The 22,397-nt window shown below is 70.5% G+C and carries 20 protein-coding genes; 10 read left to right on the plus strand and 10 right to left on the minus strand.

Annotation, left to right across the window (positions count from 1 at the left end; all coding sequences use genetic code 11):
* The first annotated feature begins 63 nt into the window (after positions 1 to 63).
* The 3 genes from ACFZDK_RS13500 to ACFZDK_RS13510 all read left to right on the plus strand — a co-directional run bounded on the left by ACFZDK_RS13500 (position 64) and on the right by ACFZDK_RS13510 (position 2,300).
* On the plus strand, positions 64 to 1,317 hold the full coding sequence (locus ACFZDK_RS13500) for a helix-turn-helix domain-containing protein (protein WP_390972167.1): 1,254 nt from the start codon (positions 64 to 66) through the stop codon (positions 1,315 to 1,317).
* Positions 1,318 to 1,815: 498 nt separating this feature from the next.
* Entirely contained in the window at positions 1,816 to 2,022 is a 207-nt protein-coding gene (locus ACFZDK_RS13505) for a hypothetical protein (protein WP_390972168.1), read from the plus strand.
* The gene (locus ACFZDK_RS13510; RefSeq protein WP_390972170.1) at positions 2,022 to 2,300 is read left to right on the plus strand and encodes a hypothetical protein; all 279 of its coding nucleotides are present in this window, start codon (positions 2,022 to 2,024) and stop codon (positions 2,298 to 2,300) included. Before ACFZDK_RS13505 ends, ACFZDK_RS13510 begins: the two co-directional genes overlap by 1 nt.
* Before the next feature lie 104 nt (positions 2,301 to 2,404).
* On the opposite strand, the gene ACFZDK_RS13515 is transcribed toward ACFZDK_RS13510, so the two are convergent.
* The 6 genes from ACFZDK_RS13515 to ACFZDK_RS13540 all read right to left on the minus strand — a co-directional run bounded on the left by ACFZDK_RS13515 (position 2,405) and on the right by ACFZDK_RS13540 (position 8,812).
* Positions 2,405 to 3,388 (minus strand): cytochrome c oxidase assembly protein, encoded by a 984-nt coding sequence (locus ACFZDK_RS13515; RefSeq protein ID WP_390972519.1) that lies wholly within the window; start codon positions 3,386 to 3,388, stop codon positions 2,405 to 2,407.
* Positions 3,389 to 3,398: 10 nt separating this feature from the next.
* Positions 3,399 to 4,661: an iron uptake transporter deferrochelatase/peroxidase subunit gene (gene efeB / locus ACFZDK_RS13520; RefSeq protein WP_390972172.1), complete on the minus strand. Its 1,263-nt coding sequence runs from the start codon at positions 4,659 to 4,661 to the stop codon at positions 3,399 to 3,401.
* 101 nt (positions 4,662 to 4,762) lie between these two features.
* Positions 4,763 to 5,296 carry a copper chaperone PCu(A)C gene (locus ACFZDK_RS13525; protein ID WP_390972174.1) on the minus strand — a complete coding sequence of 178 codons (534 nt, stop codon included), beginning with the start codon at positions 5,294 to 5,296 and terminating at the stop codon, positions 4,763 to 4,765.
* Entirely contained in the window at positions 5,293 to 5,958 is a 666-nt protein-coding gene (locus ACFZDK_RS13530) for an SCO family protein (RefSeq protein ID WP_390972176.1), read from the minus strand. The genes ACFZDK_RS13525 and ACFZDK_RS13530 overlap by 4 nt, the downstream gene beginning before the upstream one ends.
* 233 nt (positions 5,959 to 6,191) lie before the next feature.
* Positions 6,192 to 7,013: a hypothetical protein gene (locus ACFZDK_RS13535; protein WP_390972178.1), complete on the minus strand. Its 822-nt coding sequence runs from the start codon at positions 7,011 to 7,013 to the stop codon at positions 6,192 to 6,194.
* Between the two features lie 293 nt (positions 7,014 to 7,306).
* A complete protein-coding gene (locus tag ACFZDK_RS13540) occupies positions 7,307 to 8,812 on the minus strand; it encodes a SulP family inorganic anion transporter (protein ID WP_390972179.1) in 1,506 nt (501 codons plus the stop codon).
* A gap of 401 nt (positions 8,813 to 9,213) precedes the next feature.
* Here ACFZDK_RS13540 and ACFZDK_RS13545 point away from each other — a divergent pair, with 401 nt between their 5' ends.
* The 4 genes from ACFZDK_RS13545 to ACFZDK_RS13560 all read left to right on the plus strand — a co-directional run bounded on the left by ACFZDK_RS13545 (position 9,214) and on the right by ACFZDK_RS13560 (position 14,643).
* Positions 9,214 to 9,627, plus strand: coding sequence for a MerR family transcriptional regulator (locus ACFZDK_RS13545; protein WP_390972181.1), 414 nt, complete (start codon positions 9,214 to 9,216; stop codon positions 9,625 to 9,627).
* A gap of 286 nt (positions 9,628 to 9,913) precedes the next feature.
* Complete coding sequence (locus ACFZDK_RS13550; protein ID WP_390972183.1) at positions 9,914 to 11,572, plus strand: penicillin-binding transpeptidase domain-containing protein; 1,659 nt, start codon at positions 9,914 to 9,916, stop codon at positions 11,570 to 11,572.
* Positions 11,573 to 11,781: 209 nt separating this feature from the next.
* Entirely contained in the window at positions 11,782 to 13,362 is a 1,581-nt protein-coding gene (locus ACFZDK_RS13555) for an AMP-binding protein (RefSeq protein WP_390972185.1), read from the plus strand.
* 72 nt (positions 13,363 to 13,434) lie between these two features.
* Complete coding sequence (locus ACFZDK_RS13560) at positions 13,435 to 14,643, plus strand: alpha/beta fold hydrolase (RefSeq protein WP_390972186.1); 1,209 nt, start codon at positions 13,435 to 13,437, stop codon at positions 14,641 to 14,643.
* 431 nt (positions 14,644 to 15,074) lie between these two features.
* Here ACFZDK_RS13560 and ACFZDK_RS13565 read toward each other — a convergent pair whose 3' ends face one another.
* The 3 genes from ACFZDK_RS13565 to ACFZDK_RS13575 all read right to left on the minus strand — a co-directional run bounded on the left by ACFZDK_RS13565 (position 15,075) and on the right by ACFZDK_RS13575 (position 17,725).
* On the minus strand, positions 15,075 to 15,539 hold the full coding sequence (locus ACFZDK_RS13565) for a hypothetical protein (protein WP_390972188.1): 465 nt from the start codon (positions 15,537 to 15,539) through the stop codon (positions 15,075 to 15,077).
* A 447-nt stretch (positions 15,540 to 15,986) separates the two neighbouring features.
* Complete coding sequence (locus ACFZDK_RS13570) at positions 15,987 to 17,219, minus strand: alpha/beta fold hydrolase (RefSeq protein WP_390972189.1); 1,233 nt, start codon at positions 17,217 to 17,219, stop codon at positions 15,987 to 15,989.
* Between the two features lie 284 nt (positions 17,220 to 17,503).
* Positions 17,504 to 17,725: a three-helix bundle dimerization domain-containing protein gene (locus ACFZDK_RS13575; protein WP_390972191.1), complete on the minus strand. Its 222-nt coding sequence runs from the start codon at positions 17,723 to 17,725 to the stop codon at positions 17,504 to 17,506.
* Between the two features lie 318 nt (positions 17,726 to 18,043).
* On the opposite strand from ACFZDK_RS13575, the gene ACFZDK_RS13580 reads away from it, so the two are divergent.
* The gene (locus ACFZDK_RS13580) at positions 18,044 to 18,505 is read left to right on the plus strand and encodes a MarR family transcriptional regulator (protein WP_390972193.1); all 462 of its coding nucleotides are present in this window, start codon (positions 18,044 to 18,046) and stop codon (positions 18,503 to 18,505) included.
* Positions 18,506 to 18,540: 35 nt separating this feature from the next.
* On the opposite strand, the gene ACFZDK_RS13585 is transcribed toward ACFZDK_RS13580, so the two are convergent.
* Complete coding sequence (locus ACFZDK_RS13585) at positions 18,541 to 19,599, minus strand: helix-turn-helix domain-containing protein (protein ID WP_390972194.1); 1,059 nt, start codon at positions 19,597 to 19,599, stop codon at positions 18,541 to 18,543.
* Between the two features lie 235 nt (positions 19,600 to 19,834).
* Between ACFZDK_RS13585 and ACFZDK_RS13590 the strand changes: the two genes are divergently transcribed.
* Complete coding sequence (locus ACFZDK_RS13590; protein WP_390972195.1) at positions 19,835 to 20,239, plus strand: hypothetical protein; 405 nt, start codon at positions 19,835 to 19,837, stop codon at positions 20,237 to 20,239.
* An 80-nt stretch (positions 20,240 to 20,319) separates the two neighbouring features.
* The gene (locus ACFZDK_RS13595; protein ID WP_390972197.1) at positions 20,320 to 22,353 is read left to right on the plus strand and encodes an SPFH domain-containing protein; all 2,034 of its coding nucleotides are present in this window, start codon (positions 20,320 to 20,322) and stop codon (positions 22,351 to 22,353) included.
* Positions 22,354 to 22,397 lie beyond the last annotated feature (44 nt).

A 22,397-nucleotide genomic window follows, 5' to 3' on the forward strand; every position in this document is an offset into this window, starting at 1 on the left:
ACACGGGAGCGGCCCTGCCCCATACCCTGACAGTGTCGAGCTGTTCAGAGGAGGGGCAAGGCCGTGTCGTCTGAAGACGCTACCCCGGACCCGTATGCCGATCCGCTGGTCTTCGGCCAGCGTCTACAGATGCTGCGAACCCGCAAGGGCATCACACGCGACCAGTTGGGCGGACTGCTCGGCAAGTCCGGATCCTGGGTGAAGGGCGTCGAGACCGGACGCCTGAAGACGCCCAAGCTGGAGACCGTCCTGCACATCGCTGAGTTGCTGCGTGTCCGTGACCTGTCGGATCTCACCGGCAACCAGTCCGTACACGTCCACTTGTTCAGCGGCCCCGGTCACCCGCGCCTCGCTGCGGTCAAAGCCGCTGTTGACGCCTTCCCGCTCACGAGCCGGCACGAGGCGCCCCTGGCCGCGCACCTTCAGGCGAGGCTCACCCGCGCCTGGAAGGCCCGGCACGAGGCACCCAACCACCGCGAGATGATCGGCGCGTTGCTGCCGGATCTGATCCGGGATGCCCAACTCACCGTGCGGCAGGCCGAGACTGCCCCCGATCGCAGAGCGGCGCAGGCTGTGCTCGCCGAGGTCTATTCGCTGTGTCAGTTCTTCGTGGCCTATCAGCCGGACGCTGCCCTGTTGTGGCGCGTCGCCGAGCGGGGTCTGATCGCTGCCCAGGAGTCCGAGGATCCGCACGCAATCGGGGTGGCCGCGTGGCTGGCCGCGCAGGCTCACCGCGACGCGGGGCCCGCGCACTTCGACGCTGCCGACGCGATCAATCTGGAGACTCTGGCATATCTCGAACCGCTCCTGCCCGATGCCTCGGACCATGTTCTCGCCATCACCGGGGCCCTCACCTTCGAGGCCGGGTACACCGCTGCCCGGAGGGCAGAGACCGGCACTGCATGGCGGTACTGGGACCAGGCGCGCGCCATGGCCCAGCGGCTCCCCGACGATTACTACCACCCGGTGACGTCGTTCTCTCACGCCGTCATGGGCGCGCATGCGGTCACCGTGGCCGTGGAGCTACGCCAGGGCGGCGAGTCGGTACGACAGGCCGCCGCCGCAGACGCGGTCACGATCAAATCGAGGCCGCGACGAGCCCGCCACCGCATCGAGGAAGCCCGTGGCTACCAGCTCGACGGGCAACCTGACGTCGCCCTCGCCACGCTGGAGAAGGCACACGAGGCTGCACCGGAAACGATCAAGTACAACGGATATGCGAAGCGCATCGTCCTTGAAGAAGCCGAATCCAAGGTTCCGGCCCGTCGCCGCCGTGCGTCCGAACTCGCGGTAAAGATCGGTCTGTTGGCTGCCTGACGCAGGGGCACAATCTGTGCCCCTGCCCCTCTCTCGCTGCGCCTACGGTCGAAGACCACGAAGACCCCGGCGACCGCTCACGACGGTCCCGGGGCGGGGCCGATCTGACAGGAGCAGACCGACAGTGCGATTCGTACCACAGACCCTCGATCGAGTGAGAGCTGCCCTGCGTGGGCACCGTACGGCCAGCAAGCACACTGCCGCCAACACACCCCTCACAGTGCACCCGGAGCCCCGCGGGCGCCCCGCGCCGGACGTCTGGGGCACACGGCTGGTCATCGCTTGCAGGCGCCGCGGGGAGCGGCACGCCCAGCTTCCGGCCGAGTCGTGGCAGCCACAGCCCCAAGGCCGCGCCGAGTGGTTCCCTCCGCGCGACTGGGAGGCGAGGAAGCCTGGGAAACGGCAGGCGCCCTTGTGCGGCCCTACGTCGACACCCAGGGGATGTTTCGGGCCGGGCCGGACAGGCGCCCAGGTGGACCCCTGGGGGTATGCCGAGTGATGACGATCGAGGTCTACAGGGTGAACCCGGAGACAGGCACCCGTACGCAGGTGTGCAGAAAGCACACCGTGGAGCCCGCGGAGGTGCTCGACTTTTCCAGTGGGTATCCGCCGTGCGCGTGCCCGCGCTGCACCGCGGCGGGCAGTCGCAGCAGGATGCATGCCCTCGTGACCGAGGCGAACCGGCGCAGCAAGGGCGAACTGTGATGCGCGCGATCATCACCGCCGCTGAATGGACACTCGGGGCGGAGACGGCCGAAGGCGCCCCGTCCGGCATCTACTCGGCTGTGTGCCTCAAGTGCGGGGCGCAGGCGCAGCCGACGGACAACGAGCGCTTGCCGGTGGAGGTCTGGGCTCTGAAGCACACCGGCCTGAATCCGGCACATCGTCAGTTCAAGGCGGTGGCGGAAACCTTCTGGCGCGTGACTCCGGCCGAGGGCAACCCGTACGCCGAGACCGACTCCAGGGCGCACCCGGCGCGCTAGCACCACCATCCGATGGCCGCCGCTTCCGGGGAGTCGCGAGGCTCAAGGGCGGCCCGTTGGACATCCGTCCCGCCTCCCCGACGGGACGGGCAACTCCCCGTGCTTCAGCGCCGGGTAGGTGACGTGACTTTGTCGTGGGCTGCGAGGCGGGCGAGGTAGGCGTTGTAGGCGAGGAGTTCGGCGTCGTTGTCCCGGTCGGCCTGGCGGTCGGTGCGGGCGGCGGTGCGGCGGTCGCTGCCGGCCCACTGGACGAGTACGGCCATCAGTACGAGCAGGGTGGGGATCTCGCTGAAGGCCCAGGCGATGCCGCCGCCGGTGTTCTGGTCGGTCATGGGGTCGAGGTGCCAGACGGCCGGGGGGTGGGCGAAGAAGGCGGCCATCAGGCTCGTGGACATCATCACGGCGATGCCGAAGAAGGCGTGGAAGGGCATGCCGATGAACAGCTCCAGCAGGCGCAGCAGATGGGAGGGGCGCCGGGGCGCGGGGTCGACACCGAGGATGGGCCAGAAGAACAGCAGCCCGGTGGCTAGGAAGTGGGCCAGCATCCACTCGTGGCCGAGCCAGCTGCCCATGAGGAAGTCGAACAGCGGGGTGAAGTACAGGCCGTAGAGGCTGGCGATGAACAGCGGCAGGGTGAACAGCGGAGAGGAGCCCACGCGCGCGGCACGGCTGTGCAGGAGCCGGGTGAGCAGTTCCCGGGGGCCGGTACGGCCGCGCCTGGCGGTGGGCAGGGCCCGCAGGGCGAGGGTGACCGGCGCGCCGAGCAGGAGCAGGATCGGGGCGAGCATGGACAGCACCATGTGCTGCACCATGTGGACGCTGAACAGCTCCATGCCGTAGCCGCCCGTCCCAGTGCAGGTGACTGCCGCGACGGTGAGCACACCCATGGTCCACAGCAGGGTGCGGGCGAGTGGCCAGCGGTCGCCGCGGCGCCGTAGCCGCCACACTCCCAGGCCGTAGGCGGCCAGGGCGAGGAGGCAGGCGAGGGGTTCCACCGGGAGCGGCTGGGGGTGCCAGGCCAGCAGCCGGGCCAGGGTCGGCGGCGCGCTGGGCATCCACATCGGGCCGGTCATGTTCATGTGCTGCATGCCGTGCATGTCATGCCTCCAGCAGGTACTGGCCGACGTACTCGCCCGGTGCGGCGCCGCCGGGGACGGCGAACACGGCGCTGGACTCGTGGCGGATGAAGCGGGTGAGGTGGTCGGCTCCGTCGAGCTTCGTCTGCACCGTGACGAAGGCGGCGGGGTCGGCCTGCCAGGCGATGAACAGCAGTCCCGCGTCCGGCTGTCCGTCGGCGCCGTAGCCGTCGTGGTAGGAGAATCCGCGGCGCAGCATGGCGGCCTGGTCGTTGGACCCGGGAGCGGCGACGCGGATGTGGGCGTCGGCGGGGATGGCGAGGGAGCCGCCGGAGGTGAACTTGTCCAGGTCCACGGGAGTCCTCTCCGGCGCGTCCGCGGGGGCCGACAGAGGGGCTCCGGTGTCCTTGCGGCGGCCGATGACCTGTTCCTGTTCGGTGCGGGTGAGGTCGGACCAGTTGCCGAGGCGCATGCGGATGCGCCGTACGACGGCGTAGGAACCGCCGTTCATCCACGCCTGGTCTCCGTGGCCGTCCGTGACGAAGACCTTGGTGGCGAAGTCCTTGTCGGTGGGCTGGGGGTTGCCGGTGCCGTCGAGCTGGCCCATCAGGTTGCGGACGGTCCGCGGGCGGGTGGTGGCCCCCTGACCGCGGTTGAAGCCGCTCATCTGCCAGCGGATCCGGGCCGTTCGGGCCGCTTCCCGCTGCATGACGTGCAGAGCGTGGAAGGCGACGAGGGGGTCGTCGGCGCCGATCTGGATCCACAGGTCGCCGTCGCTGCGTTCCGGGTCGATCGCGTCGGACGGGAAGCGGGGGACAGGCACGAGAGAGGCCGGGGCGCGATGGGCGAGGCCCGTTCTGGTGAAGAAGGCGAGGCCGAAGCCGAAAGTGACGGTCAGTCGGCAGGGGCCGGCGTCCAGGGCGATCTGGTCGTCGACACCCGCGGGCGGGTGCCCCTCGGCCATCGCCTCGGCTGCCGCCGACCAGCGGCGCAGCAGCGCGGCGGCGTCCTTTCGGCCGGTGTCGTCGGCCAGGTCGAAGGCGACGAGGTGACCCACGGCCTGCGGGGGCGTGGTGATGCCCGCCTGGTGGGTGCCGTGGAAGGGGACAGCGGTACTGCCGACCGAGGTGAGGAGGGCGGCGCGGTGTCCGGCGGCGTAGGCGGCCGTGCCGCCGCCCGCCCCGGCCAGGAGCCCCGCGGTGCCTGCCGCACCCGCCGTGCCCAGCAGCCGCCGACGGGAGACGGAGCCCCGTTCTTCGTGGTGTCGTGTGGTGTCTTCGGGCATGTCGAAGCCTTTGCCGAACGTCAGGAGTGCGGTGGTGCGGATGTCTGGAGGGGCGAGGACCCGCCGGTGTCCGTGCGGACGGTCGGGCCCTCTCCCGTGCGTCAGTTCGAGGGTTGGTAGGTCGTCGGTTCGACCGGCACCCGTACGGTGATCGAGTCGGAGGCCGCGAAGCGCAGTCGCAGGGTGATCGTCTCGCCCGCCGTCGGCTTCTTCTTGAAGCCCGTCAGCATCAGGTGGTTCCCGCCGGTGCGCAGCACCAGACTGCCGCCCGCCGGGATGGTGAACGCCTGCACCGGCGCCATCTGGTTCTCAGCAGTGGTGCGGTGCATGGACACGCTGGAGGCGGCGTCGCTGGTCACGCCGGTGAGCTTGTCCGGCTGCCGGCCCGTGTTGGTGACGGTGAAGTAGCCCGCGGCCATGTCGGCCGTCGGCGGCTGCCGTATGTAGGCACCGGACACCGTCAGCACCGGCTCGTCATAGGTCACGGCTCCCGTGGTCGGCGAAGACGACGCGTGGGTCGCGGACGTCGATGCCGGGGAGGAGCAGCCGGCCAGTGTGGTGCAGCCCAACAGCAGTGCGGCGGTTCCCACGCGGATGCCACCGGGACGAGGACGGCGGGTGGTGTGAGATGTCACGGAGTCTCTCCCTTGATGAGCTTCGGCAGGTCGGCGGCGTAGCGCCGCTCCGAAGTACCGGAGGTGTAGAAAAGGTGGGCCCTGTCGTCCTTGGGAGAGAAGGCGAACACCTCGGCACCGTGACTGACGGTCACGGTGCCGTCCTTGTGCCTCACCGGTGCGGAGATGCCGACGCCCAGGGTTCGCGCCGCCTTCTGTACGGCGGCGAAGTCGCCGGTCAGACCGGTGAACGAGGGGTCGATCGCGCCGAGCCACCGCCGCAGGCGCAGGGGGGTGTCACGAGCGGGGTCGGTGCTGACGAAGACCACGCGCAGGTCGGCCCGGTCGGCCGAGGGCAGTTTCCGTGCGGCCAGCGCGATGTCGGCCATCGTCGTGGGACACACGTCGGGGCAGTGGGTGTAGCCGAAGTACAGCAGTGTCGGGTGACCCGCGGTCCGCTTGACGAGGTCGTACGGGTTGCCGTTCTGGTCGGTGAGGGTCAGGGCGGGTTTGGTGTCCGGTGTGTCCAGCGGGACCGTGCCGGGTGCCGCCGAGGAGGAAGGGGCGGCGGCGACGGGGACCGGTTGCTCGCCGGACGTGTCGGCACAGGCGGTCAGGCCCAGCCCGGCGGCGACCAGGAACGTCGCGGTCGCGACCGTCCGGCGCCGGATGAAGATGTGCATGGTGAGTCTCCTGCGTGCGAGGCAGCGGGGCATGTCGCACGCTCACGCGTCAGCGGGCGGCGCACATGCGGGGAGGGAGGGAGGAGACTCCGTGCGGCGGGCGGAACGCAGCATGACGCGTCTGGCGACCGCGAAGACCGTTCTCCGTGGAACCCGGAGGACAGGAACGGGGATCTCACCCTCGCACCAGGGCAGCCGCAACCCACCCCGGGCACATGCGCACGCGGGGAGGCTCAGGCCGCCGCGACCGCCGTGGGCGGCCCACGTCGGACGACGCACGTCCACAGCGCGGCGGACCGCAGGTGCCGTATGCCCGTGTCCCCCGTCCGACGCGGGGCGAGCAGGGAAAGCAACCGTCTGAGCAGTGCCGCGGCCCGCATCTGCGCCGGGACCATGGCGAGCAGTGCGACCAGCCGCCGCAGCAGGGCGAGCCGGGCCAGCCGGCCCGCCGTCACCGCCGGCAGCCGGACGGCGCGCCACAGCGCGACCTCGCAGCGGCGCAGCACCCAGCCCGTGACGACGGCGGCGGCCACGTGCGCGGTGAGCATCGGCACCGTGAACATCGAACTCAGCGCCATCACGTGGCCACCGTGGCCCGCCATGTCGGCCATACCCGTCATGCCCTGCGTGCCGTGCGTGACAGGGACGGCACGGGCCGGGTCGATGTGAGCCTGCCGCAGGATCCGGACCGCACCGGCCGGTGTGAGACGCGCCGCGTCGGCCCCGCACAGGAACCGTTCGGCCAGCGCCACGACCTGACTGGAACGGTCGGCCGGCGCCGAGGCTGCCGAGCCCTGTCCGAGCGCGAAGAGCAGGTGCAGGCCGAACTCGCCGCCCGTCAGGGCGAGCGCGATGCCGGGCAGCGACCGTTCCCGTCCGGCCAGGGGACCCACGAGACCCAGCACCGCGGCCCAGCCGGCCGTCAGGGACCACAGCGGGACCGCGCCGCCCGAGGCCAGTATGTGGCCGCCCGCGGCCAGCGCCACGCAGACCGCTGAGAACACCGAGGCTCTCAGCAGTCTCAGATCGGTGGCAGCCCGTACCGGGACGTTCATGGCGGCCGCCATCATTCCAGGCGCCCAGGAGCAGGCGGACGCCGGGGCGGGTGCCGACGCGGTCGGTCCCGCGGCCCCCGCGGAGTGCGGAGCCGGGACCGACGGGTCATGTTGTGCCGTTGATGGGGATATTTGTCTCCCCACTCCCTGCTCGGGGATGACCCACACCTGCTCAGTGGATCTCCCCACGTATCCGGCGCCTACCGAGACCATTCGCCTACGTAGGGCCCTGGGGAGAAACCAGAGGACCCCGGCCGGTTGCGCTGGTGTCCTCTGGTGTTGGGGCGCTGGGTTCAGTGGCTGCCGGCGAGTTCGCCGGTGAGCTTGCCGTGGAGGTCGGCGCTGGGGTCGTTCAGGCCGGTGATCTCGACGGTCTTGCCGCGCTGGGCGTACTTCGTCTCGATCGCGTCCAGGGCCGCGACGGAGGAGGCGTCCCAGACGTGTGCGGCCGAGAGGTCGATGACGACCTTCTTCGGGTCGCCTGCGTAGTCGAACTGGCCGACGAGATCGTTGGAGGAGGCGAAGAACAGCTCCCCGGTCACGGAATAGACGACCGTGCTGGCGTCGGGGTCGGTATCGGCTGTGACGGTGGCCAGGTGGGCGACGCGCTTGGCGAAGATGACCATGGCGGTGATGGTGCCGACTACGACGCCGATGGCGAGGTTGGAGGTGGCGACCACGACGGTCACGGTGACGGCCATGACGGTGATCTCACCGGCGGGCATCCGCTTCAGTGTCCTGGGGGCGATGGAGTGCCAGTCGAAGGTGCCGAAGGAGACCATGACCATGACGGCGACCAGGGCGGCCATGGGGATGTCGGAGACGACCGGGCCGAAGGCGATGCACAGCACCATGAGGAAGGAGCCGGCGAGGAAGGTGGACAGGCGGGTGCGGGCGCCGGACACCTTCACGTTGATCATGGTCTGGCCGATCATGGCGCATCCGCCCATGCCGCCGAAGAAGCCGGTGACGATGTTGGCGATGCCCTGACCGATGGACTCGCGGGTCTTGGAGGAATGGGTGTCGGTGATGTCGTCGACCAGCTTGGCGGTCATCAGCGACTCCATCAGGCCGACCAGCGCCATGGCGAGGGCGTAGGGCGCGATGGTGGTGAGGGTGTCCAGGGTGAAGGGCACGTCGGGCAGGCCGGGCACCGGCAGCGAGGAGGGCAGCCTGCCCTTGTCGCCGACCGTGGGCACGGCGATCCCGGCGGCCACGGTGATCACGGTGAGGATGATGATGGACACCAGAGGCGCCGGGATCACCCTGGTGACCTTCGGGAAGAACACCAGCAACGCGAGCCCGCCGATGATCAGCGGATAGACCGGCCAGGGCACATCGTGCATCTCCGGCACCTGCGCCATGAAGATCATGATGGCGAGGGCGTTGACGAAGCCGGTCATCACCGAGCGGGGCACGAACCGCATGAGCCTGGCCACGCCGACCGCGCCGAGGATCACCTGGAAGACACCGGCCAGGATGACGGTCGCGACCAGGTAGCCCAGGCCGTGCTCGCGGTTCATGGGCGCGATGACGAGAGCGACCGCGCCGGTGGCGGCGGAGATCATCGCGGGGCGTCCGCCGACGACGGAGATGGTGACGGCCATGGTGAAGGAGGCGAACAGGCCGATCGCCGGGTCGACTCCGGCGATGATCGAGAACGAGATCGCCTCGGGGATCAGAGCCAGGGCGACGACCAGGCCGGCCAGGATCTCGGTGCGCCAGACCTTCGGGTCGTTCAGCCAGTCGGGGCGCAGGCCGCGCAGGCGCGCGGCGGGAGTCACAGCAGCAGAAGACAAGGAGACGCGTACCTGTCGTGCTCGGGCACACCCCATCTCAAGGCCGGGGCGTGCGGGGAGGACGTGCGGGTGCCGGGGTGGCCCCGCGCGGACGGCCCGCAGAGCGGACCGGAAGTCGAAAGGGACGCGAGGCCGAAGGGCACGCTATGGACGGCCAGGCCCTCGCGTCCGGAGGCGAAGGGTCACGGCGGGCAGGCGGCGGCGATCAGCGTCATGGGCTCGCGCACGCTCTCTCCTGCAAGGTTCGGATCTTCGCCGGGGGCGCCATCGGCCCCGGAACGGCAGCGGGGGCGCACCTGGGTCGCCCCCACGGTCAACAACTCTACCCTAACGTTAGAGTAGAGGTCGGTGGGGTTGTACGGGACGCGGCCGCCACGACGGGAAGGGCCAGGAGTACGGGCGTGGACGACAAGCACATGCAGATCGGCGAGGTCGCCGCGCGGACGGAGCTGTCCCTGCGCACCATCCGGCACTACGAGGAGTCCGGCCTGGTCATCCCCTCCGCCCGGTCCCAGGGCGGGTTCCGCCTCTACACGGAGACCGATGTCGCCCGGCTCATGGTCGTCCGCCGGATGAAACCGCTCGGTTTCACCCTGGAGCAGATGCGCGACCTGCTGGACGCCACCGACCGCCTGGACCGCGACGACGCTCTCGACGCCGGCGAACGCGAGGCCCTCCTGGAGCGTATCCGCACGTATCAGCAGGCTGCCGACGAGCAGGTGGAGAAGCTGCGGGTCCAGCTGGCCCGCGCCGAGGACTTCGCCGCCACCCTGGGCGCCCGTCTGGAGCAGAACACTCCTGCTGCCCGCATCTAGAACCGCGGCGTCACCCCTTCGCGCTACATGCATGACGCACTGGCCGGGTGGGTGAACCCCAACGCGGAGCGCCGCCGCAGGCGCCCCCGACCAGTCGGCGCCGCCCGCACACTCCGCGAGCGGGCGACCCCGGCCAGGCATACGCGTGGCGCTCGTGAGAACTCTCCACTCCGCTTAACGGCGGACCGAGTGAGGTGAAGAGCGACCCTGGTCGATTTTCAGAGCCATATAACGATCCGCACATGCCGACACTTGCACAGTGCAAACGAGCGTACGATCCGTCAGTGTGAACAGAGCTGCGAAGATCGGGATAGCCGGTACGTGTACGGCCCTGGTCGTCCTCGGGGGAATCGGTGCCTACAACGTCGTGCAGGCGATGTCCTCCGGGACGGCTCAGAACGGCGAGACCAAAGCGGCGCGCGGGTTCGACCCGACGGCCGTGTCGAGCGAGCCACCCTCGGATGCCAAGGCCATCACGCTGACCCGGGCGTTCCTGGACAGCTGGGCGAAACAGCAGTACGGCGAGGCGGCGAGCCACACCGACGCATCGGCCACTGCCGCTTCGGCCCTGCGGGGATATACGGGCGGTCTGCACCTGAAGTCGCTGGCCTTCACGCAGGTCACGTCGGCGGGCCCGTCGACGGTCACGACGGGCGCCACCAAGGTCACCTTCGACGTCACGGCCCGGGTGGCGGGCGGCACCTGGACCTACCCGAGCGCGGTGGCGGTCCGGCAGAGCACCAATGGCCAGTTGGCGCTGCACTGGAACAACTCTGTTCTCTACCCCGGCCTGGGCGACGACCAGTCGCTGACCGCGGGCAAGCTCCCCGCTGACGCCGGCACCGCCAAGGTGGTGGCGAGCGACGGCAGGACGGACCTCGCCCGGTTCTCGTCACTGCGCGACATCGTGGCGACGATCCGCAAGAACGCCACCCCCGCGGGTGGCACCCCCGGCACCGGGGTCGCCGTGGTGGACGCGAGCGGTGCCGGAGTCAAGGCGCTGAAGGTCTTCACCAAGGGCAAGTCACCTGTCATCAAGACGACCATCGACGCGTCCCTCCAGGCCGTGGCCGAGAACGCGGTGACCGACGCCCACCTCCAGGGCAAGCCCGCCGGCACGGTGGCACTCGACTGGCGAACCGGCCACATCCTCGCGCTCGCCCACACCGGCGCGGACGGCGACATCGCCATCAACGGCATCAAGTCACCGGGCTCCACCATGAAGATCATCACGTCGGCGGCCCTCTTCGACCAGGCGGGCCTGACGCCGAACAGCCCTGCTCCCTGCACGGACTCGCTGACGGCCAACAGCCAGGTCTTCCACAACGACTCGGGAGTGACGGCCAACCCGGCCGCCACCATCGCCCAGTCGTTCACGGTGTCGTGCAACACCGGCTTCATCAAGGACGGCTTCCACTACCTCGTGCACGACGGGGACGCCTCCGCCCTGCACGACGAGGCCGTGAACGTCTTCGGTATGGGCAGCTGGTCCATCGGAGGCGGGGTGGCCACCACCGACCCGAGCATTCCGCCGGACGTCCAGGGCGGCGACCAGGCGGCCCAGTTCATCGGGCAGGGAAGGGTCACGGCCACACCGCTGTTCCTGGCGTCCGTGGGGGCAACCGTCCGAGGCGTCGGCTTCAAGCAGCCGGTCATCCTGCCCGGCCAGCACCAGGACACCGCGCCCCGGCCCATCTCCGCCCGTACGGCCAACTACCTGCAGTCGATGATGCGTACCGTCGCCATCAGCGGCACCGCCGCACCGCGGCTGGGCGGTCTGGCGGGTGTCGGTGCCAAGACCGGCACCGCGGAGGAGGGCGACCACACCAACGGCTGGCTGACCGCGTACGACTCCAGCATCGCCGTCGCCGCCCTCGTCGAAGGCGGCAGCACAGGTGTGGACTCCGCCGGTTACGTCGTCCGCCACCTGCTCACCGGGGCCTGACATATCGCAGCGGAGGCATGGATGCCCTCCGGAGCGCTCTCGCCGGTTCCTCCTCAGCGAAGCCTCAGGGTTTCACCAAGTCCTGGGGGGCCGTGGACCCGATGCTCAAGAGGTCCGGGTCGGTCCGACCCGGTTTGAGCCAGGACAGCGCCCGGTCGCGCATCACCAGCGGTCCCGCACCATGTCCCGACCGGAGAGACGGAGCTTCGATGATCTACGAGAGCAGCTACCCGGACGTCGCCGCGGTCGACCGTCCCGTCCATGAATGGGTGCTCGCCGATGCCGCCCGCCGCGGCACACGGCCGGCCATGGTGGACGTGGCCGGCGGACGGACCCTCACCTACGCCGAACTGGCCGAGTCGGTGCGCGGGCTCGCGGCGGGCCTGGCGGCCGAGGGCGTCGGCAAGGGCTATGTCGTCGCGCTGCACATGCCGAACACGATCCTGTTCCCCGTGGTCCTCTACGCCACCACCACGGCGGGCGGGACGGTGACCACGCTGTCGCCGCTGGCCCGGCCGGCCGAGATCGCCAAGCAGCTGATCGACTCCGGGGCGCGGCTGATGGTGAGTGTGTCGGCGCTGGTCGAGAGTGCGCGGGCAGCGGTGGAGCTGGTGCGGGGGCAGACCGGCTTGGACATCGAGATCCTGGTCTGTGACACCGCCGACGGTCACCGCCCGGTGCTGGGGCTGGTTCGCGACGGCGATGTACCGGAGTGCGCGATCGATCCTGCCGTGGACGTGGCCGTGCTGCCGTATTCGAGCGGTACGACGGGCGTGCCCAAGGGCGTGATGCTGACCCACCGCAACCTCTGCACCAACCTCCAGCAGATGCAGGGCCTGCACCGGGTCGACGAGGGTGACCGGGTCATCGCGATCCTGCCCTTCTTCCACATCTTCGGGCTGACCGCGCTGGTCAACAACGCGCTGCAGCGCGGCGCGACCGTGTACGTGCACGCACGTTTCGATCTCGACGAGTTCCTGACCAGTCTGGAACGGGACCGGATCACGCACGCCTACGTCGCTCCTCCGGTGATGCTGGCACTGGCCAAGCACCCCGCGGTCGACGGCCTGGACCTGTCGCACCTGCGGCGCGTCATCTCGGCGGCGGCTCCCCTCGACGCCGGGGTGCAGTCGGCGGTGGCCGAGCGGCTGGGCGTGGAGGTCGGGCAGGGGTACGGCATGACCGAGCTGTCCCCCGTCAGCCACCTGCACGCCGACGGTGACCGGGACGAGCCCGTCGGGAGCGTGGGTCGACTGCTCCCGTCGACCCGGGCCCGGCTGGTCGATCCGGACACCGACCGGGACGCGGCGGCGGGGGAGCCGGGCGAGGTGTGGATCCACGGACCGCAGGTGATGAAGGGCTACTTCGGGCGCCCGGAGGACACCGACGCGACGGTCGACGCGGACGGCTGGCTGCACACGGGCGACATCGCACGCGTCGACGCGGACGGCAACTGGTTCATCGTCGACCGGGTCAAGGAGCTCATCAAGTACAAGGGCTACCAGGTCGCGCCGGCCGAACTCGAAGCCGTCCTGGTACAGCACCCCGGTGTCGCCGACGCGGCCGTGATCGGTGTCGTCGACGAGGAGGGCAACGAGGTGCCCAAGGCGTTCGTGGTGCCGGCGTCCGGAGTGCCGATATCCGTGTCCGAGTTGATCGCCTACGTCGAGGGACAGGTGGCCCCGTACAAGCGGATCCGCCGGGTCGAGTTCGTCGAGGCGGTGCCGAAGGCGGCCTCCGGCAAGATCCTGCGCCGCGAACTGCGGGACCGCGAGTCGGCGCGTTCCTGAGCGGTGGCCCCGGTCCAGGACTCGCCACTCCTCCAACTCCCCCATAACGAAGCTCCGTTATACAGTCATGGGGTGAGCGGCGCGGTTTACCGGTTCGGGCAGTACGCGTTGGACGCGGACAGCCGTCGGCTCAGCCACGGCGGACATCCTGTCGATGTCGATTCCCGCGCCCTGGACCTGCTGTGTCATTTAATAGAATGCCGCGACCGTGTCGTGTCCGAAGAGGAACTGCTCGACAGGATGGGGCAGGGGCGGGAGACCAGCCAGGCCGCGTTCGCGGACTGGCTGCGTACCGCACGACTCGTGATCGGTGACAATGACGGGCGGCAGCAGTTGATACGCACCGTGCCTCCGCACGGCTACCGATTCGTCGCGCGGACGACCGAGGTCCTGGACACTCCGCCCGCCGCACCTGGTTGCCCCCCGGCGACGGAGGCGGACCACGAGGTCATCCGGTTCTGCAGGTCCGCCGACGGGACCCGCATCGCCTACGCGCTGACCGGCGAGGGCCCGCCTCTGGTGAAGACCGCCAACTGGCTGACCCACCTCGATCTCGACCGGACCACGCCGATGTGGGCGCACTGGTTCGACGGGCTCACCCGTGGACGGCAGCTCATCCGCTATGACGAGCGGGGCTGCGGCCTGTCCGAGTGGGCGCTGCGCAGCTTCACCCTCGATGACCTCGTCGCCGACCTCGACTCCGTTGCCGATGCCGCCGGCCTCGACCGCTTCCCGCTGCTCGGCGTGTCCCAGGGCGCCGCGGTGGCGGTCGCCTACGCCGCGCGCCACCCCGAGCGGGTGAGCAGGCTCGTCCTCACCTCCGCCTACGCCCGCGGCCAGCTGGCCCGCGCCGCCGGCGAGGACGAGCAGGACGCCGCCGAGGTCGATCTGAGTGTCGCGCGTGCCGGATGGCGCTCCCAGGACAGCAGCTTCCTGCGCTACTTCGCCTCCCAGTTCCTGGCCGACGCCACCCCCGCGGAGTGGGACGCCTTCGCCGCCTACCAACGGCAGACCACTTCGCCCGCCAACGGCCTGCGCTTCCTGGAGGAGTTCACCCGTATCGATGTCTCGGGCATCGCCCACCGGGTTACCTGCCCGACGCTGATCGTCCACGCCCGCGACGACGCGCGGGTCCCCGTCGCACAGGCGCTGGAACTGGCGTCGCTCATCCCGGACAGCCGACTGATCCTGCTCGAAAGCCGCAACCACCTGTTCACCGCCGACGATCCTGCCTGGCCGACCTTCCTGACCCATCTCGACGCCTTCCTCGCTGAGGGGTGAGCTGGCCGGGTTCCCCTCGGGTGACGGGCGACTGAGCGCACGGAAGGCCCGGAGTACGGCCGGCGGAATGCTGATGACTCCGCGCCGACTCCGGGCCCTCGCCGTCTGCCGGCGGTGGGAACCGGTCCAGCAGGTGAACGGGTTCTGGCTGACTGCGCCGGCGTCGACGCCGTGACTCACGGACGTGAGGGTGCCGCTGTCGGTCGGTACCGCTCGCCTGAGGAAGCTTCCGGAACCGCCCGGCACGATGTGCCGGGCGCCAGGTTTCCCTCGACGGAGGCAACGGGCCGACAGCGGGCTTCCGGTCGCCTCGAAGTCCATGATCGGTCGGCCCGGTTCGCGGCCAGAACACGGTTCGCCGAGTCCACCGACAACGCGCTGACCGTGTCCCAGCCGTAGATGTTCATGGCCTTCCCCCGTCCGGTGGCGTGTCAGCCGATGACGATGTCGCAGTCGGCCCTGCCGTGGTCGGCGATGGCGGCGAAGTCACCCTGGATGTCGGGGTCGTAGGCCGCTGAGCTGATGGTCCGGGTCTTCTTGCCCGGCACGGCCTTCTTCGCCGTCGCGTGGCTGACCTCGGCGGCGTCCCAGGTCAGGTCGCACGTCCAGTGGAACGTGCGGACGAGGAGGTTCGAGTTGTGCGCGGTCCCCGTGATCGACCAGTTGCCGTCCGCGTTCACCACGAACGAGACGCTTCCGCTCACGTTCCGGCTGCTGTCGCTGGTCGAGAACGTGATCGACTGGCCGTCCGCCGAGACCTCCTTGGTGGTGTCGTTGGCCTGCGCGGGAATCGTTCCCACCATCAGCGAGCCCAGCGCGGCCCCCGAGGCGATCAGCAGCGCCAGCCCCCGCCGACTCCGGGCCTGGCCGGACGTCCTGGTGTTGTCGAGTCGCATGATCTTGTCCTGTTCTCTCGTGTCCTGGCTGTTCCTGGATGCCGGGCCGGGGTGCGTTGTCGGTCGAGTGCCCCTCTGCGCGGCGTGGTTCGAGCATCGGGCCTGTCGGCAGGCTGGAGCTTGGGGGAGGTCTGAGGCTTGTCTGAGGGGAAGCTGAGGGGGTGTCCTCAGCTGACGCGATCCACTCCGACGTGGGGCGGCCAGGTGCGGCGAGGTGCTGCGGGGCGCGTCGGAACCACCGTCCGGAAGCGGTTCGTCGGGAAGCCTCCATAGACCCGTGCCCGGGCGGCCGGTACGGGGCGCGGTCTCATGGAGACGGCGGGGGAGTTCTGTCGCCTTGCCGTCCGCGTACCGTCGCCCCACAGCCGGCGCGCCGGTCCCCTCGCGGCAGCTACCGCGATCGGCCGACCGTCGTCCCGGGCTTCGGGCGTCCGTCCGCGGTCCGCGTCACTCGGCCAGGAAGGCGTCGATGTGCGCGAGGAACTCGTCCCAGGCCGGTTCGAAGGCGGTGAGCAGGTGGTTGCGGCTCTTGAGCATGACCAGCCGGCTGTCCGGAATGAGCGCGGCCAGTTCACCGGCCTGCGCCGCCGGTACGCGTTCGTCGTCACGGGAGTGCATGATCAGCGTCGGGCAGGACACCTGGTGGGCGATCGCGGAGACGTCGATCCGGGCGAACTCCTCAAGGAACCGTACCCCGTTGGCGGGGGAGGTGGTCTGCCGCTGGAAGGCGGTGAACTCGTCCCAGTCGTCCGGTGTGCCCTCGGGCAGGAACTGGGAGGCGAAAACCCGCAGGAACCTGGGGTCCTGGTGGAGCCAGCCCACCCGGGCCAGATCCAGGTCGAGGGCCGCCTCCTCGCGCTCGGCGTCGTCCCGGGCCCGGACCTGCCGTCCCCGGGCGTAGGCCCCCGCGAGGATCAGCCGGCTGACCCGCTCCGGGCGCCGCGCGGCGTAGGCCACCGCCACCGCGCCGCCCTGGGAGACCCCGAGCAGCGGGAAGCGGTCGAGCCCGGCGGCCTCCACCACGGTGTCGAGATCGTCGACCCAGTCGTCGAACGTGAAGCCGGGGACCGTCCAGTCCGAGAGTCCGCAACCGCGTTCGTCGTAGCGGACCAGGCGGCGGTTGCGGGCCAGGCCGCCCAGCCAGTGGGACCACACCGGGGTCGTCCACTCCAGGTCGAGGTGGGACATCCAGTTGGCAGCCTTGAGCAGGGGCGGCCCTGAGCCGATACTGGCATAGGCGATACGGGTGCCGTCGCCGGCCCGGCAGAACCGGATCGTCTGGCTGTCGAAGCCGCTCGGCCGGTCGACTGATGCCGCCTCGGCGACGACCTCAGGCTCCTGGACTGTGGGCAAGTCGCTCCCGACGACCGTCACCGGAGCCACGAACCGGTAGCCTCGCCGGTGGACGGTGCGGATCAGGTCCTGTCGGCTGCCGGTGTCGCCCACGGCGAGGCGGGCGGTCCGTAGTGCCGTGGTGAGCGCGGCCTCGCTGACGAAACGGTCTCCCCACACCTCGTCGAGGAGTTCGTTCTTCGGCACCACCCGGTCCCGGTGCCCGACCAGGTGGCACAGCAGGTCCAGGGCCCGTGGCTCGACATGGACCGGCTCACCGGACCGGTGCAGCAGATGCCCGGCCACGTCGAGCTCGTACTCACCGAAGCGATACTTTTCCCCCTCCACCTTTGCAGCGTACAACCCTCAGGCGTCGGCGTACATGTGAACGAATCGTGGATACGGGAAGGTGCGTCAGGCGGGCTCCGAACCAGCTCCGCCCGTCAGGTGCACCGCGCACCCGCTCCGCTGCGCGCCGTATGTGTCGTCGTGGTGAAGGCCGTCATCGGGCGGGGTGACCCCGGTTCGGTGGGCGGTCGAAGCCTCCTGGGCGGCGGGCGGGATGCGGCCCGCCGCACGGTTGTGGCGAGGATGCGCGCCGACCGGGGCGGTTGTGTCGGTCACCGGAGGAGTCAAGTGCCCACGGAAGCACGGTGATTGTCGCCCAGGATCCGGCGGGCCCGCCGTTCCACGAGCACCGGGAGGTAGGTCCGGATGGGCGGGCTCCCGAAGGAGGTGTGTGCCGTGGCGGCCGCTGCTTCGACTTCGTCGGGTGCGCGGCTGCCGCCGTAGGAGGTTGTGAGGTGGTCGATGACGTGGCGGATCGTGATATCCCCGTCAGGCTCGATCAACATGACTCACCCCTCCGTCCGGGGCGCTGTGATGTCGCTGGCGGGCGCGCGGCGGCGCCGTTTGGACATTCCTCCACCGTTCGGGCTGCGGTGTTGGCGGTGTCGCCGCGGGCCCCAACGGAACGATAGTGCAATAGTTCGTTGGTCGATGTAATGGTGGGGTCATGGTCACGCAAATGGCGTCCTGCTGCGAGGGGGCGTCGGCGCGCGCTCCCGGTCAGGCGGAGCGGCGGCTTCCGGGCTCGGACATCAGGAGGATCGGTTGCCGGGGTGTCCGGCAGGGCGGGTGGATGCCGGCGTGCCTCCGACCACCCTGGCCTCATGTCCGTGCAGCCCCGCTCAGATGCGCCTCTGCCCGGGGCCGGCGCAGGGGCGCCGGACGCCCGGCTGCTGACCGAGGCCGTGACCCGGCTGCGCCGGGCGCTGCGTGCCTCGATCCGCACCGACTACCCGAGGGAGACGCTGCCCATGGCCCAGGTCGAGCTGCTTCAGGTGCTCGGCGAACACTCGCCCGTCAGGATCGGTGAGTTGGCCGTCCGCCAGCGCCTGGCCCTCCGTACCGTCAGCGGACTGATCGGGCAGATGAGCACCGCGGGGCTGGTCGTCCGCGAGGTCGCCCCCGTCGATCGCCGGGCCTCCGGGGTCACCCTCACCGGCGCCGGGCGCGATCAGCTCGCTGCCTGGACCGGAGCGCACAAGCGCCGTATGGACGCTGCCCTGGCCGACCTCCACCAGTTCGCCGAGAACCTGGGCGAGCAGGGCGATGGCCCGGCCGCGGGCTGAGGTCCGCGGCTCTCGCCCGTCCGGTGCTCGGGGCGTTACAGGGGCGTGGCGGGCCAGTCCAGCAGCCGTGCCCCGATGACCGCCGTCTGGAGCATGTACCGGTGGGTCGGGTCCGCGGGGTTTGCCCCGGTGAGTTTGTGGATGCGTTCCAGGCGGTACGTCAGTGCGCGCACGCTCAGGGACAGGCGGCGGGCCGCCTCGGTGGCCACGCAGCCGGAGTCGAAGTAGGCGGTGAGGGTGTCGAGGAGGGGCTCGGCGCCGCCGCGGGCCGTGACGAGCGGGCCAAGGGTGTCCTGGACGAGGTCTGCCATGGCCTGCCGGTCGCGGGTGAGGACGGGGTAGACCAGCAGGTCGGCGGCGCGCAGGACCGGGTCGTCGAGGCCGAGGCGCTCGGCCAGTTCGAGCGCGTTGAGCGCCTCCTCGTAGGACTGGACGACCCCGCCGGGGCCAGGCTGGGCGCGGCCGATGGCGACCCGGCCGCCGTCGGTGGCGGCGTGCGCCTGCTTGGCGAAGTGGGCGAGGACGTCGGTCTGGTGGCCGGGCGCGATGCACAGCATTCTGCCGTCCTTGGTGGTGAGCAGGACGCTGCGGTCTCCGAACCGGGCGATGACAGTCTGCTCCACCCGCCTCGGCACCGGGTCGCCCTCGCCGTAGGCGGTGGCGCCCTGGGCGACGGCGACCGCATGGGCGTGGGACAGACGCAGGCCGAAGCGCTCGGCGCGCTCGGAGAGTCGGCCCAGGTTGCTGCGGCCGTAGAGGAGGTCGTCGATGAACTCCCGGCGGGCCGCCTCCTCCTGGCGCACCGCGAGCAGCTGGGCGCGCTCGAAGCCCTCCGCGAACGCGTCGACGACCTGCTGGACGGCGGCGAGCGCCTCGTCCGCGGAGCCGGTGGCGGTGGGCCAGGCCGTGCGCGCGGCGGTGAGGTGGGCGCTGACCAGGGCGCGCAGTCCGTGGCCGGCCTCGGCGGCCTGTTCTCCCAGTGCGCGCCGGGAGGCGATCTCGTCCCGGGTGAGGCGCCGGCCGGTGGCGGAGACCTCGGTCAGTATGCGGTCGTAGCCGTCGAGGTACTGCTCAGGTATGTGCCGGTCCGTCACGTCGTCCCCCGAAATCTTGACGCGCCGCTGACGTTTCCTTAGCGGTCCTCGGCATCCAGACCTTAGTGAACACTGCCGGACACCGGCAATGCGCCGGGTGGCTTTGGTCGTGGAGCATGGTTCGTGGGGAGCACGGCGGATGATTCCGGTGCCGGACACCGGCAGGTGCCGGCACCGGAAAACGGAGCGGAGCCGCGCGCCCATGGACATGGTCGGCGAAGGGGGATGCGGGAGCATGCGAACGCTTCTGGTGGCCGCCACCGGCCTGCCCACCATCCTGCCGACCACCGCCCTCGTCGTCGTGGTCTGCTTCTGGCTTCTGGCCCTGGCGCGTTTGACGGATGCCGGCGGCTTCGACGCGGACGTCGATCTCCGGCCCTGGCGCATGGGCGGGGTGCCCGTGGCACTCGCACTCTCGCTCCTGACGGCGCTCGCCTGGTCCCTGAGTGTCTCGGCTGCCGTGCTGCTCACCGTGTTCCGGCCTCCCGGACCGGTCGCCGGGTCGCTGCGCCTTGCCGCCCCGGCGGGAGCGCTGTTCCTCGCCTGGGGCGCCACCCGCCTGATCGTGCGGCCGCTGCAGCGGCTCTTCCCGAACGAACCCGCGGCGGCCCTGCCCCCGCCGGCGGACCACGCAGCCTGAGCCTGGCCGCCGCTTGGCCGGTCTCTCCCGGCCCCCTCTTCCTGGCTTTCGAACTCCCTTACGCCTCAAGGACGTATGCCATGACTCCCATGACCATGGGCATCGGCGTGCTCATCGCCGTCTGCCTGCTCGCCGTCGCCGTTGTCTCCCTGCTGTTCCGCAAGGTGGAGCAGGGCAAGGCGCTGATCGTCTCCAAGCTGCGCAGGGTCGATGTGACGTTCACCGGGCAGGTCGTGCTGCCGGTGCTGCACAAGGCCGAGATGATGGACATCTCGGTGAAGACCATCGAGATCACCCGGGCCGGTCGGGACGGGCTCATCTGCCGTGACAACATCCGTGCCGACATCCGGATCTCGTTCTTCGTGAAGGTCAACAAGACCGCCCAGGACGTCGTCAAGGTCGCCCAGGCGGTCGGCACCGCGAGAGCCAGCGACCAGAAGACGCTCCAGGAACTGTTCCACGCGAAGTTCTCCGAGGCGCTGAAGACCGTCGGCAAGCAGCTGGACTTCACCGACCTCTACACCAAGCGGGAGGAACTCCGTTACAAGATCATCGAGTTGATCGGTGTCGACCTCAACGGCTACCACCTGGAGGACGCGGCGATCGACTACCTGGAGCAGACGCCGCTGTCCCAGCTCGACCCGGCGAACGTCCTCGACGCCCAGGGCATCCGGAAGATCACCGAGCTGACGGCCGTGGAGCACGTGCGGACCAACGAGGCCCAGCGCACGGAGGAGAAGGAGATCACCCGTCAGAACGTCGACGCGCGCGAGGCCATCCTGGAGCTGGAGCGCCGGCAGACGGACGCGGAGATCAAGCAGAAGCGCGAGATCGAGACGGTGCGGGCCCGTGAGGAGGCCGAGACGGCGCGGGTGGTGGAGGAGGAGCGGCTACGGGCGCAGGGGGCGTTCCTGAAGACCGAGGAACTGCTCGGCGTGCAGCGCGAGAACCAGGCCCGCGAGATCGCCGTCGCCGCGAAGAACCGTGAGCGGGTCATCGCCGTCGAGGGCGAGCGGGTCGAGAAGGACCGCCTCCTTGAGGTCATCGCGCGGGAGCGGGAGACCCAGCTGACCCGGATCGCCGCCGACAAGGAGGTCGAGGCGGAGAAGCGGGAGATCGCCGAGGTCGTCCGGGAGCGGGTGGCCGTGGACCGCACGGTCGCCGAGCAGGAGGAGGCCATCAAGAAGCTGCGGGCCGTGGAGGAGGCCGAGCGGGAGCGGCAGGCGGTCGTCATCGCCGCCGAGGCCGAGGCTCAGGAGAAGCTGGTCAAGGACATCAAGGCCGCGGAGGCCGCCGAGCAGGCAGCCGTGCACCGCGCCGCGCAGGAGATCACCCTCGCCGAGGCCCGGTTGAAGACCGCCGACCTGGACGCCCAGGCCAAGCTGCGGCTCGCCGAGGGGGTCCGGGCCGAGGCCGCCGCCGAGGGGCTGGCCGCCGTGCAGGTCCGCGACAAGGAGGCCGAGGTCATCGAGAAGGCCGGGCGGGCGGAGGCCGCCGCGTCCGAGGCACGGCTGCGCGCCGAGGCGGAGGGCACCCGGGCCAAGGCACTGGCCGAGGCCGAGGGCATCGGCGAGAAGCTGAAGGCGGAGGCCGCCGGTCTCACCGAGAAGGCGGCGGCGATGGCCGCCCTGGACGACGCCTCGCGCGGCCACGAGGAGTACCGGCTGCGCCTGGAGGCGGAGAAGGCCGTACGGCTCGCCGGGCTGGACGCGCAGCGGCAGATCGCCGAGGCGCAGGCCACGGTGCTCGCCACCGGCCTTGAGAACGCCGACATCGACATCGTGGGCGGGGAGTCCGTCTTCTTCGACCGGCTTGTCTCCGCGATCTCGCTGGGCAAGAGCGTCGACGGGTTCGTCCAGAACTCCGACACCGCGCAGGCGCTCGCCGGGCCCTGGCTGGACGGATCCGCGAGCTTTCCCGACGACCTCGGCCGTGCCCTCGGCTCCGTGTCCACGGCCGGTATCCGGGACCTGACCGTGTCCGCGCTGCTGACGAAGCTCATGACGTCGGGCGCCGCGAACTCCGGGCAGCTCCAGCAACTGCTGGACAGGGCGGGCGAGCTGGGGCTCGCCGACACCTCCCTCGCCGCCCTCAACGGCAGCGCCAGGGGCTGACCGGCCCGTGGTCCGGAGCCGCCGCACAGGGGACGGCGGCTGCG

The sequence above is a fragment of the Streptomyces sp. NPDC007901 genome (assembly GCF_042959465.1).
In the GTDB taxonomy this organism is placed as follows: domain Bacteria; phylum Actinomycetota; class Actinomycetes; order Streptomycetales; family Streptomycetaceae; genus Streptomyces.

Excerpts from the sequence above, each read along its gene's own strand:
- ACFZDK_RS13530 (WP_390972176.1), bottom strand. The coding sequence starts at position 5,958 with ATGCACATCTTCATCCGGCGCCGGACGGTCGCGACCGCGACGTTCCTG.
- ACFZDK_RS13575 (WP_390972191.1), bottom strand. The coding sequence starts at position 17,725 with ATGTTGATCGAGCCTGACGGGGATATCACGATCCGCCACGTCATCGAC.
- ACFZDK_RS13510 (WP_390972170.1), top strand. The coding sequence starts at position 2,022 with ATGCGCGCGATCATCACCGCCGCTGAATGGACACTCGGGGCGGAGACG.
- ACFZDK_RS13565 (WP_390972188.1), bottom strand. The coding sequence starts at position 15,539 with ATGCGACTCGACAACACCAGGACGTCCGGCCAGGCCCGGAGTCGGCGG.
- ACFZDK_RS13535 (WP_390972178.1), bottom strand. The coding sequence starts at position 7,013 with ATGAACGTCCCGGTACGGGCTGCCACCGATCTGAGACTGCTGAGAGCC.
- ACFZDK_RS13555 (WP_390972185.1), top strand. The coding sequence starts at position 11,782 with ATGATCTACGAGAGCAGCTACCCGGACGTCGCCGCGGTCGACCGTCCC.
- efeB (WP_390972172.1), bottom strand. The coding sequence starts at position 4,661 with ATGCCCGAAGACACCACACGACACCACGAAGAACGGGGCTCCGTCTCC.
- ACFZDK_RS13590 (WP_390972195.1), top strand. The coding sequence starts at position 19,835 with ATGCGAACGCTTCTGGTGGCCGCCACCGGCCTGCCCACCATCCTGCCG.
- ACFZDK_RS13515 (WP_390972519.1), bottom strand. The coding sequence starts at position 3,388 with ATGCAGCACATGAACATGACCGGCCCGATGTGGATGCCCAGCGCGCCG.
- ACFZDK_RS13595 (WP_390972197.1), top strand. The coding sequence starts at position 20,320 with ATGACTCCCATGACCATGGGCATCGGCGTGCTCATCGCCGTCTGCCTG.
- ACFZDK_RS13505 (WP_390972168.1), top strand. The coding sequence starts at position 1,816 with ATGACGATCGAGGTCTACAGGGTGAACCCGGAGACAGGCACCCGTACG.
- ACFZDK_RS13580 (WP_390972193.1), top strand. The coding sequence starts at position 18,044 with ATGTCCGTGCAGCCCCGCTCAGATGCGCCTCTGCCCGGGGCCGGCGCA.